Here is a 12,978-nt window from a genome sequence, read left to right on the forward strand (position 1 = left end):
GATTGTTGACGGCAATCCTCATTTTTCTCCGGTTCAGTTCTTAATTGCTACATATATTTTTCTTCCTTGAACATTAAATATCACGTTACTCGTCTTCTCCACGAGCGACAACACCTTGCGCAAATCCATATCCCGGTTGATCGCTCCCCGGAATTCATACCGCCTTACCTCGGGAGCCTGATACTTCACCTCGATATCATACCAACGTTTCAATTGGTGCATCAACTCCTCCAAGGTGGTAGATGGGAATACAAAGCGTCCGTCCCTCCAAGCGATAAACTGGTTCACATCCACTTCCTTCACTTCCGTTTTTCCGGATTCCACGTTCCAGACACTCTGCATTCCCGGTTGCAACACAATTTGTTCCCCGCCTCTCTCTTCCGAGAAACGCACGGAACCTTCCACCAATGTAGTGTATATATTCTCTTCGTCCTTGTAAGCCTTTATATTAAAAGATGTCCCCAGCACCGTCACGCTCGACTCGTTCAAATAAACCCGAAACGGACTCATCGTATCCCGCTTCACTTGAAAATACGCCTCTCCCTTCAAATATACATTCCGCCCGTTCACGGCAAAACGCACGGGAAACCGTAATTCGGATTCGGAATTGAGCCACACTTTCGTCCCGTCCGCCAGTTCCAGTTGGTAGAAACCGCCCGTCGGCACCTTTAACGTGTTGTACACCAATTCTTCGCTCTCGTTCACTTGTGCCTGCACGTAAGTCAATCCCCGCAAGGAATCATCCCGTATCCCGGACACGACATCATTCCCGATACGTTTCCCTTTCCCGTCAAGCACGACCTTCTCCCCGTTATCCAGAATCAACTCCACCGCGTTGCTTCCCGGCTTGAAACTCCCGGCTTGCTCAGCCAACCCTATACTCCTCTCTCCCGGCAGACCTCCCGCCATCCAAGTCACATACCACCCCAGTAACAGAATAATTGAAGCCGCAACCGATGACCACGTCATGATCCGACGACGACTTTTTCTCCCGATCGCTTTCTCGAACCGGGTATACTCTTTCGCCCGCTCCCTCTCGAAATCCACGTGAACATATTGCCCGTGAAGTGCCGATAATTCCTTCAACAACTCCACGTGTCCCGGCTCGTCCATCCACTTCTCCACCTGCCCGTCGTCCAACTTATTCCGGTGCGCAAGTATCTGATTTGCAAACTCTATATCTTCTTCTCTATGCTTCATTTCTTTTCGCTTTTCACAGCTAATACACGTACCCCCCGAAAATGGGCGACAAGAAAAATAAAGTTTTTTCCTTTTTTTATCATGAATCAACCCGACCGATACCCATAAAGAGGATACGCTCCCGTTATCCTATAACGTAACATCCCCGTGATTTTTGAATAGCCCCGGCGAAAGGCAAATCCACAGAAACACCAGATGTGTTAAACTTGTTTATTTTTCACTAAAACGTGGGCTAAGTGTGGGCGAACTACGGGCTAAGAGTGGGCGATGCCGCCTAAAAGTCGCCTAAAACCCTAGCGAAAGCCACCTAAAAATAGAGTAATACCCCAGCAACGGGGTAGGTCAACCCCGAATTATACTTTATTTTCCCAATATAAAAAGTAGTACCAAATCATCCTGCAACTCGTCCCGCAAGAATTTCAACGCACGGGTAATATGCGTTTTTACCGTGTTCAAACTGATGTTCATCTCTTCCGCCACCTCTTTATATTTCTTCCCGTCCACGACACATTTCACCAACGCCTCCCGTTGTTTCTCGGATAACAATGCCAATTTCTCCTCCAAGCGTTCCAGACGTTTCTCGTAATCATCCAACTCTTCCGCCGCCGACTCCAACAGCTCCCCGACCATTCGTTCGTTCACCTCGATTACCCGCAAATGACGTAAATAATTCAACGCGCTGTTTTGTGCCAGAGTAAACAGGTAAGACTTTACCGGATACACCGGATTCAAGTGTTTCCGGTTCTTCCAGAGCGTCAGGAAAACATCATGCACGATATCTTTCGCCACCTCCTCGTCCCGCACGTAATTATACACGAACCCCGCGAGGTTGTTGAAATGCAACCCGAATAACTCCTCAAAACCACGATTATCCAAAAGTTCCTGCTTCATTTTACATTTTTCTCGTAATGGACGCTCCCAACTTCACATTCACAAAAATATACTTTTTATTAAATTAAAAAAAGAGTCTGAGAAATTATATGTTTACAAAAAAAGAGGAATTATCTTTTTCACAAGACAATTCCTCTCCAAACATCAAAATGAGTATTGTTATCTACCAAATAATTCCATCAATTTCGTATCCAGCCACCCGCCGCGAGCCGTCATGTGAACCACTTTTCCGTCCGGGTCAATCAGGAAACCGCTAGGAACCCCACTCACTCCAAACATTTGCACACACTCTTTATCGAATTTCTGTCCTTTGGCTCCGCAAACCTGAGTCCAAGCCATTCTTTCTTCCTTTAATGCCTTTTGCCATTTAGCCGTATCGTCATCAATGGAAACACTCACGATATCAAAGCCTTTATCATGGAAACGCTTGTAAGTCTCTTTCAAATGCGGAATATCATGTCGGCAAGGACCACACCATGAAGCCCAAAATTCAACCAATGTATAACGCCCTTTTTTCACGTATTCCGACAATTTCCTCTCTTGCAAATCAACGTCCAACACGGTGAAATCCGGCATAGCATCATTTATATACAACGGCTTGCCTGCCAACACGTCCTCCACTTGTTTTCCGGCTTCGCTTGCCCGCACTTGGGGTGGGAAAAACTCTAAAATCTTTCGCGCATCCGCACGCCCGTAACGTTCAACGGCTAAATTCCCCACAACATATAGAGCTACCGGAGAATCCCCGTGTTCCCGAATAAAATCCACTCCGCGGTAATAAATACTGTCGCGAATAGCATCCATCTCTTTCACGCATTTAACCATGTCTTCTTCACTGCCTTTCTTACGATAATACACCTGACAATATCGATCGAAAACCTCTTCGTACTTCAAGTTTAAAGGCTCTACCTGTTGAATGTAAGTTGCAAATAAATCATGCGTGACAGAACCTTCAACACGCAAAGATGCAGGCGTTTTCTTGTCCAGCTTCGAAGGCATTTCAGCAAAAGGAATGGCGATATGAACTTCCGAATTATCCAAATAAACGGGAAAACGCAAGATATTAGCCCAACCATAAACACGTTGAGCGGGATCCTTGTAAAAAACGATATTCCGCAACTCCGGGGAATCCAGTTTCCCCCGGAATTCGAAACGTCCCTTCTTTATTTGTACACTATCATAATAGACCCGTTGCTTCGCGTCAGTTAAAAATATCCATTCATTCTCGGGAGCTCCTTCAAGTTCCCCTTTAATAATAAAACCGTCGGATTTTGCCTGACACCCCACGATAGTCAGCCAACTGATTATAATTGCTATTAATTTCATTCTATCCTATATTTAAAATTTCGCGTACCCCGAACACAAGGGGGGAATTTCCACATATCTCCCCCGTGTAAAGAGAATTTTTATTAACTTACATATCTGATTAAAGAAAAACAAAATCCGTTATTTCGCCAAAACCTTCATGCACTTGTTTTGCCGGGAACACTCCGTTGTCCGAGCCAATATACCCGTTGGCCGAAAGGTTCAGAACAACAAAGTCACACGTACCGTCTTCCATTTCAAAAGCAATTCCCAAGCTACGGGATAAATCATACCCGTAATTTTCATACCCGATTGTTATATTAGCCGCTTTCTCCGGCTCTGTACGGGCAAATTCCATGTGGCGGATTCTCTTACTGCCCGGATGAGTGTACACCGGAGTTGCCTTACCTCCTGTTTGCTGAAAATCAAAACGATATAGAGTATTACCCGATGAATAGAAAAGAATACCGCTATAATCCGATGTCGATGCGAAACAACTATTTTCATCCAACCCCTCGGGCTGATTCAACCGGTAGTATGCCCGAAATGCAGGCGAACCTTTTTTATTATAACCGATACCGTAGGCGTCGAACTCGTAAACAAAACAACCGCCCTTGCCGTCTATTGCCAAAGCATTGGCATACATGTATATGTCATTCGACGACTTATAAAAATACCCCGGACCGATAAACAGCACTTTGTGTTCGGGATCAAGACTATTCGGATCGGCATCCGTGTTATTATCACTCCGAACAGGTATCGAAGCCAATGTACGAGCCGACGGATTGTCATTATCCGCCCAAACTTCCGGATTCGGATTTCCCCCACTACCAAAATTATACCACTGGGCAAAACGATGCCCCGCTTGATCATACATCAAGGTAATTTGTCCGATTTTTGCTGCATGTGAGATATATACATCCCCGGTGAGCTTTTCATCAATCTTCGGTTCATATATCTTCATGGCTGCCGGGGTCTGGTAAAAACGTCCGTTTGAAAGCAGCAACCCTTGCCGTGTACCCTGCCCGTCAATATTTTCCACCTTGCTGAAATCAAAGTTAATTTGGGCATTCTCGTAAACCATACGGCTCAGACTGTCTTTTTTCTCGAATTTGTACAGTTGATTATACACGCCGGCTTCATCGGGAATATCCGTGATGACAGAAAACATATTAATCGAACTGGAATTATAATAACTACATCCCTGTTTAACACGTCCCAAACATAACGGCTTCCCTTGAAAGCGTTTACCCGTCGCATCGTAATAAACATCTTCTTTTACTATCATTTCCTCGCCGACATACTCCACTGCACCTAACTCCGTCTGCCCGTCTTTACTGTGCAATATCATCCATGCCCCGTCATACGGTTTACCCAATTTCAATTTTGTATTATACTGGTACTCGATCCCTGTTGAAGTATCGTACACCGTAAGCCGGAAATAATGCTCGTATTTCAAGTCCGGGTCTTCCAAATCTATCGTGAATCGCAATTCTTCCGTCTCGCAAACCGTATCCACTTTTGATTGCACCGAAGAACCCACGTAAAAATTAGTGCCTGTCGTGGAATGCAACCACAAAAACTTCAGATTCTCTTTGTTCTGCTCGAGAGATTGAGATAATTTCGGGTCTATCGTCACTATCGTTTCATCCGTGAAACGATAGTACACTTCCTCCAACCCGGACTCCACTGTATTAACGTCGGTATAGTCGTAATTACCCTTGTCGTCGTAACAAGAAGCCAAAAGTAAAATGATCAATATATAAATGTACTGTTTCATAGCTTTTCATTTTTATGTACTAACTTGCTTGCTCGGGAAACGCGATCCACTCTCCCGTGTCCTTGTCGATGAACTTTGGCATCGAATCGTCCTCCGCGCACTTCGCCTTGTACTCTTCCAAATCCAGATAAAACCGGTTTGCTTTACCAAGTGCCGTTATTTTACTAACCCACTTCTCGAAAGATACACAACCGTATTGTGTCATCAGGTATCTGGCTTTCACTTCACCGAAACCACCCAAATACTTCTCGTAATTATTCCACAAAGCTTCATCATATTGCCACAACTTTTCAGTCACGATATCCTCGATAATCAACTTCACCTCTTGTCGTTCCTCGAACCCTCTGGTAAAATCGGAATTAGCGTAATCAAAAGTCAAAACAGCCGTATCGCTAACCTGCAAAGCAGGGCGTTTGATCACGATCGCGAAGGTCGCTGCAAACGTATCAGCCTTTACGACATACCCTTCTTCCTCCGGGAAAATAATTCCGAATGTATCTGTCGATGAAGGTTTAACAGCCAACGCCACCCGACGCGGGTGAGCAACGACATCTCCCATGATCTTCACTGCCAACCTGACCGTATCGTACATCAGATTTTCACCCTGTTCATTAATACCGAAATTAAATTTATACAACAAAGTAGCACTTTCCGACCATACCGGACCTTTCCCCGTGTAGTCGGTTGCCCATGCTGCATCCGCGAGGAAATTGATTTGTCCTCCCTCCTCGTATTGCACCATCTCGTATTCGTTACAACTACTTAAAAGCAACAAGGCAAACAACAAACTGTATATTATCTTTTTCATAAACTCGAATCTAAAATTTATTTCCCTGTTTGTCCAAACAACACTTCATTATCCGGCCAACTGAACATGTAATTATCTTCCGTCATATTCGTCATCGGTTGGTCCAAAAAGCTCTTGTACGCGTGACGTTTATAGAAGAAAAACAATTGTCCCTCCCCGTAAAACTCCTTCCGGTACTCTTTTTCAATCTCGTTCAACCGATTCAATTCCGAACGGTCGCTTACCGGGTCAATTCCCCGCACGCCTCTCACGACATCCAGATACCCGGCTGCCTCTTCAGCAGTCGCGGCACATTCTGCCAGAATATAATACATCTCCGCCAACCGGATCAATACAATCGTGTTCTCGGTAGAAGGCCACTTGTTATCCTGATTGTACTTCAACATTCTCATTCCCGAATTTGTACTCTCGAAGCTGACACCTTCCTTTAAGCGAAAATCATTCATTCCGTCATGAGTCACGTCAAATATCAATTTCAGATGTTCCTCGTTAACCGTGTAAGAAGTCGTTGTCATCCATTTCGCCACCTGTTGATCAAAATCATCGATATAGATAGAAAAGATAATTTCTTTTGAGCGCAACACGTCATTGTCTTTATTCAACAATTCGAACTGTTCGCTATTAATTACCTGCTTGGCATAATTCCCGGCTTCCGTTTTGTCTCCGGCATACAGGTATACGCGGGCAAGCATCGCTTTCACGGCAAACAGATTCATACGCTTGTGACGATAGACAAGAAAACGGTCTCCGGCCATATTACTCTCTTCCAAGGTAGTCGTGGGAAAGTCAAAATACAACGGGTCGGTATCCGCCAACAACGCTTCCGCCCTTTTCAAATCGGCAATAACACTATCGACAACCGCACTGGACGGATCCATCGCCTGCACATCCTTGTTAAATTCCGTACGATAAGCTATCCGTTTCAAGGTCGGATGTTCCGAGTAAATCGGTCCGTACATCCGCAGCAGGTCAAAATGCAGGAAAGCCCGTACCCCCAAAGCCTCTCCTTTAATAATCTCGTAATAATTCTCTGTCGTGAACACGTGGCGATTCTTGTCACAGTAATACAATATATTATTCAAGTTGGCAATAATATTGTACATCTCTCCCCAGATACTCCCCACCCGGTTTTCATTCTTATCCGACGGATACACGTAATATAAATAATCATCACTTCCGGGAGTATAACGTCTACCCAGAATATCTATAAAACCGTAAGTCATATCTCTTCCATACAATCCGGTGGAAGCCATTTTAATGTAAACACCGGTCAGAGCCTCTTTGAATCCTAATTCACGGCTGAAGACTTCCTCTTCCTTCACTGTCGTTTTGGGATCCACGTTCAACCAATTCGAGCAGGAAGAAAAGAATATCGTGCAAAGGCAAATTCCTATAATATACTTTTTCATACGCTATAAATTTAAAAGACTAAATTTAAGGACATGGATACTTGACGGGAGAACGGGTAATCAACCCCTCGCTCCATCTTAATCGTCGAGAAACGGCAAATATCCTCCATGTACAAACCGATAGTGGCAGAGCTGATGCCCGCACGCCTCAGCCAACCGAATTTCTGCGCATTTGCCCGGTAGGACAAATTTATCGTGGAAAAATAGAACTCATTATCATCCATCACAAAACGGGAACTCTCTTTGGTATCTGTCGCGTAAATCGATTTATTAATCGCTTTAAAGAAAGTATGATCTCCCGGTTCCTGCCAACGATCGTACAAAGCACGACGATCGGCATTCAATCGAAGATTGGCATTTTCCACCTTGTTAATCAATGTCTTGTTGAAAGTCTGTCCACCCCAATGGTATTGCCCCGCCAGAGTCAGACTGAAACCCCGGTAAGTAAAAGTGGTAGAAACCGACCCCGAGAATTTGGGTTCACTATCCCCGTAGGGTACCTGATCGAAAGACGAGTATTCACTTGTTCGTTTCCCGTCACGAGTCAGAAATACTTCCTTACCGGAAGCCGGGTCGATACCCAAGGAGCGTACTACCCAAATGGTGGTTTGCGAGTAACCGTTTTCATAACGGGGTAACGGGTATTTCTCACGCTTTTCATCCAAATTCGACGTACTCTCGTATTGGTCAGCCAATGCCATTTGCTTCTCGTTCATCACCTTCAAGGCGTTGGATATTTCCTCGATCCGTGACTTATTCCGCGAGCCGGTAAAAACGACATTCCAATAAGCCTGATTCGACGGGTTGCTGTAAGGCATCAAACGCAGTGTCACCTCGTACCCTTTGTTCGAGATCTTACCCAAATTCTCTTTCATCGTTGAAAAACCGACCGAAGGAGCCATGGTAAAATCCAGCAGGGTATTTTTCGTGTATTTCTCGTAATATTCAAACTTCGCACTAAAAATATTGTGAAACATGGTAAAATCCACGGATGCATTATAGTTTTGAGTCTGTTGCCATTTCAAATCTGGATTTCCCAAACCGTATATTTCCGTACCGATCACGTCCGAACTTTTATACGTCTTCAACAACTTGGCGTAAGTATACATCTGCAACGACTGGTAAGGCGTAAAACCCTGTGAACCGGTAATCCCGTAGGTACCCCTCAACACCAACTCGTCAAAAATACCCAGATTACCGATAAACTCCTCTTTATTGGCATTCCAACGTGCCCCCACTGACCAGAACGGCGCGTAACGATTATTCTCACCAAACTCGGAAGAAGCATTGATACTCATACTATAATCGACAGCATACCGTTGTTTATACGAATAATTCAATGTCATCATAAAATCCAGTCCCCGGGACACGCTCTCGCTACCACCCGTCGTCTGGTATTCCGTTCCCATGTACACTTCACTCAGTTTATCATTGGGAAAACCTTTCATGGTGATAGAAGTTACTTTGTTGGTATTCTCCTTTATACTGTAACGGGCGAAAGCCGAGAACAAATGGTCTTCCCCGAAATTCTTATTATAAGAAGCCTGTAAACTCAACCGGTAACTACTTCCCTCCGACTTCGACCAATAATAAGACCCCTTCTCCGCGGGATCTGTTACCGCGTAAAAATCATTATGCTGTGCCGATTTGAAAGTTTCCACGGTTCCGTCTTTCCGCGTCAACGTGAAGTCCAGACTCAAACGCAAAGCATCTATCGGTAAATATTCCACCTTCAACGCTTCCCGCAACGTGAAACTACGGCTATCGTCTTTCGAATCAAATTGTGCATTCCAGAGAGGATTCAACGTCGGGGTTTTATAATCGGCTATATACGTGTCCCCTACCCGATGATCATCCAGCACCTGCTTGATATTCCCGTTATCGTCCGTCTTGCGGTAATAAGGATTGATTTTTGCATAATCTTGAAAACTCCCGTAAGGTGAGGTACGAGCCCCATCAGAATAATCTACCGACAAAGAATTATTAATCAACAATTTGCCAAAACGGTAATTCAAATCAATCTTTCCGGTCTTCGTGTTCAGGTCCGATTTTTTCATAACACCCGGCGACCATTTGGCTCCCAGATAAATTTTATAACGCAAAGACTTATCTCCACCTTCCGCCGTCAAACCGTGACGATGAGCGAAAGCTGTCTGTACCGGTTCTGATAACCAATAAGTATTCACCCCTCTCAACACATCCTGCTGGATTCTATTGTAATATGCCTGCAACGCCACATCATTTTTATTGCTGTAGAACCCGGACAATTCCTCCACCCGTAACTTTTCTTCCGCGTTCATCAAATCGTACACGCTCAAATCCGGCCATTGCAGTTCGTAATTACCATTATACGTAAACCGTAATTTCCCGGGTTCCGGGGCTTTGGTTTCCACCACAACCACCCCGTTAGCCGCTTCCGAACCGTAAATCACCGTCGCTGCCGCATCTTTCAATAGCGTGATTGATTCCACCTGTTCCGGGTCAAGGTCCATAATCGTCGTGGCATCCACCCCGATCACCCCGTCCAAAACAAACAACGGCTGGTTCGGGCGGGAATTTACATCACCGCGCAACACCACGACATCATTACTTTCATAATTACCGATACTCGCCTGCCCGCGCATCTGAAAATCGGGAATAGCGTTCGGGTTCGAACCTGCCAGATTACTGGTATTCATTTTAAACCCCGGGTCCAACATTCCCAAGGCCTTCAACACGTTTCCCGAAGTCATGCGCTTCAGTTCTTCGCCCGTCACTCTCGTGGCAGACCCCGTAAAACCTTCTTTCTTACGAGTAAAAATACCGGTTACTACCACTTCTTCCATTGTTTCCACGGCTTCTTTCATCATCACGTTAATCGTTTCCTGTCCCGTGAATTTCACTTCCATCGTCTCCATACCGATAAAAGAAAATACCAGTACAATATCCCCTCCTTTAGCGAAAGCCAGTTTATAGGCACCATCAATATCCGTGGCTGTACCAAGACTCGTGCCCTTGACCACAACCGTCACTCCCGGCAATAACTCCCCTCGCGTGTCTTTTACCACTCCCGAAACGGTCACCTCCTGTAGCTTTGCTTTCTCCACTTTCTTTTTTATCAATATAGATCCCATCTCGAAGCGGTATTCAAAAGGAGTACCCGCGAATAGTTTGATCAAAACGGAATCCACCGTCACGTTTTGCAGGTCTAAAGTAACCTTCGACATCGAAGACAATTGATCCGGATCGTAAACGAAATTCAATTTCGTCTGTTCCTTGATTTGCCGGAATACAACCGAAACGTCCACTTGTTTTACTTTAATCGTAACTCTCTGCTGCTGTGCCATTCCCAAAAAAGGCAAACACAGAAACACGACCAGCAGGATTACCCAATTCCCTCGTGAAAGCTCTGACCTTTTTCGTTCAAAAAAATCAGAAAAAACAAATCGAATCTTGTTTTTTTTCATACATTTGTAAATTAACGATTTGAACTAACGGATGCTACAACATCCTTTACAAAACCGTAAGCTGTTGACGCACCTTACGGTTTTTATTTATCTCTAACTCTTATTTTATATTTCCAGCCGCTTGCACCGTAACCGTGTTACCCTTCACTTCAAAACGCAATGTGGCAGGTCCCTCTATCAAACGAAGTACCTGCTCTATATCATCATAACGGTCGATCACTCCCGTAAATCGTTTTTGTTTCACGCTTTCATTCGTGTAAAATACCTTCACGTCATACCAGCGACTCAGCCGCTCCATAATCTCCTCGATCGTTTCACGCTCAAAAACAAACTCACCGTTTCTCCACGCGATATAAGCATACGGATCCACATCCTTCACCTGCACCGTTCCGCTCTGTTCCTCAAATTCCGCCATTTGATTCGGTTTCAGTATCACCTCCTTGCCCGTCGAATTTACCCGGATACCCACTTTACCATTCACCAGTGTTGTTTGTATCACACCCTTTTGATAAGTATTCACGTTAAACTCCGTTCCGTATACTTTCACGTTCATATTGTCAGTCGACACGATAAAAGGATGTCCTTCATCATGAGTAACTTCAAAATAAGCCTCTCCCGTCAAGAAAACCTTTCTCTCTTCCCCGTTAAAAGTAACCGGGTAACGAAGTTCCGTCTTGGAATTTAACCAGACTTTCGTACCATCAGCTAACGTCAACCGGTAATATCCCCCCACAGGAATCCGCAAGGTATTAAAAACAGGCTCGATCTTTTCATCTTTTTCCTGCACTCTCGCGTTAGCGTAATTCAACCCGTTCAAAGAATCATTTAGAATACCCGTTTCCTGCATCCCTTCAATTAATGCACCTTGTCGCGTCAGAACCACCCGTTCACCCGTTCCTAAAATCAGTTCGGCTTTTACACCCGGCACCGCTCTTTCCACTCGTGCAATCAATCTCTCCTCGTCCAAATTTCTCCATTCATCTACCGTCCGCCCGATGAAAAGAGCAGCAATCAACACGATTGAAGCCGCCACGGACCAACGCAATGTCATCCATCGCCCCTTCCGATCTACCGCGGATTGTTTCAACCGAGCCAATTCTTCCATTTCCAGATGCCCGAACTCTTCAACAGCCAACCTCTCCCTCACGGTAGCCAACTCATCCAGCAACCGCACGTGTTCCTTATCTTTCATCCACAATTCAACGGCAGCATCATCCAATTCTTCCCGATTCGTCAATATCTGTCCGGCAAACTCTATATCTTCATCACAATATCTCATGATTATTTAAATTTTACAATAACACAACAACACCCGTGAAATGGGTGACAAACAGCTACAATTATTTTATATTTTTCTTTCATTCCGACCAACCGACTATAACAATCTGTTATTCATCAAAATACCCAATACTTCTCAATTCACTTCTTTCAGAAATACAACTTTTTCTGAATCAAATCCCCAAAAATCACAACTTTTTCGGAATGGCACAAAAAAAAGAATGCTCCTTAAAGCACTCTCTATTTTGAACATTTGATGTTCTCAACTCATTTCTTATACTTCTCCAATGATTATTTTAAAGTGAACATCAGCAACACCACATCTTCCCGCAACTCGTTTCTCAAGAATTTCAATCCGCGGGATATATGAGTTTTCAAGGAATTTACACTGATCTCCATCTCGTCCGCCACGTCTTTATATTTCCGTCCCTCGACAAAACATTTCATCAATACTTCCCGCTGCTTCTCCGGCAATTCAGCCAATTTTTCATTCAATCGGTTTAGTCGTTCCTCGTAAACTCCCAGTTCTTCACCTGCATTCTCCAATAAATCCGATACCTCCCTCTCGTTCATTGCTATCACCCGTAAATGCTTCAGATAATTCAACGCGTAATTCCGGGCTAAAGTAAATAAATACGATTTCATGGAGTAGGAAACATCCAGACGCTTCTTGTTTCTCAACAAGGCAAAAAATACATCATGAACGATATCTTTCGCCACCTCCTCGTCATTCACGTAGCTACATACAAATCGCATCAAATCTTGGAAATAAGATTTGAATAAATCTTCAAAAGTGCTATCATTAAAATCAATATTCCCCATGTTTGTATGTCTCAGTAACAATCACATGTCACCACAAAA

At 44.3% G+C, this 12,978-nt stretch carries 9 protein-coding genes; all 9 read right to left on the minus strand.

Features of this window, described 5'->3' with window-relative positions; all coding sequences use genetic code 11:
- Positions 1-33 precede the first annotated feature (33 nt).
- Positions 34-1,200: a FecR family protein gene (locus ACK8P8_RS15055; RefSeq protein ID WP_303181530.1), complete on the minus strand. Its 1,167-nt coding sequence runs from the start codon at positions 1,198-1,200 to the stop codon at positions 34-36.
- Between the two features lie 360 nt (positions 1,201-1,560).
- Entirely contained in the window at positions 1,561-2,091 is a 531-nt protein-coding gene (locus ACK8P8_RS15060; RefSeq protein ID WP_099290176.1) for an RNA polymerase sigma-70 factor, read from the minus strand.
- A 159-nt stretch (positions 2,092-2,250) separates the two neighbouring features.
- Positions 2,251-3,417 (minus strand): redoxin domain-containing protein, encoded by a 1,167-nt coding sequence (locus ACK8P8_RS15065; protein WP_410026015.1) that lies wholly within the window; start codon positions 3,415-3,417, stop codon positions 2,251-2,253.
- 100 nt (positions 3,418-3,517) lie between these two features.
- A complete protein-coding gene (locus ACK8P8_RS15070; RefSeq protein ID WP_369860782.1) occupies positions 3,518-5,176 on the minus strand; it encodes a PKD-like family lipoprotein in 1,659 nt (552 codons plus the stop codon).
- Between the two features lie 19 nt (positions 5,177-5,195).
- Complete coding sequence (locus ACK8P8_RS15075) at positions 5,196-5,984, minus strand: DUF4843 domain-containing protein (protein ID WP_369860783.1); 789 nt, start codon at positions 5,982-5,984, stop codon at positions 5,196-5,198.
- 17 nt (positions 5,985-6,001) lie between these two features.
- The gene (locus ACK8P8_RS15080) at positions 6,002-7,393 is read right to left on the minus strand and encodes a RagB/SusD family nutrient uptake outer membrane protein (protein WP_369860784.1); all 1,392 of its coding nucleotides are present in this window, start codon (positions 7,391-7,393) and stop codon (positions 6,002-6,004) included.
- Positions 7,394-7,404: 11 nt separating this feature from the next.
- Complete coding sequence (locus ACK8P8_RS15085; RefSeq protein WP_410026016.1) at positions 7,405-10,839, minus strand: SusC/RagA family TonB-linked outer membrane protein; 3,435 nt, start codon at positions 10,837-10,839, stop codon at positions 7,405-7,407.
- Between the two features lie 100 nt (positions 10,840-10,939).
- On the minus strand, positions 10,940-12,118 hold the full coding sequence (locus ACK8P8_RS15090) for a FecR family protein (RefSeq protein ID WP_410026017.1): 1,179 nt from the start codon (positions 12,116-12,118) through the stop codon (positions 10,940-10,942).
- 290 nt (positions 12,119-12,408) lie between these two features.
- A complete protein-coding gene (locus ACK8P8_RS15095) occupies positions 12,409-12,939 on the minus strand; it encodes an RNA polymerase sigma-70 factor (protein WP_303181518.1) in 531 nt (176 codons plus the stop codon).
- Between the last annotated feature and the right edge of the window lie 39 nt (positions 12,940-12,978).

Origin of the sequence: Butyricimonas muris (assembly GCF_046365375.1) — a bacterium.
Taxonomy (GTDB): domain Bacteria; phylum Bacteroidota; class Bacteroidia; order Bacteroidales; family Marinifilaceae; genus Butyricimonas; species Butyricimonas muris.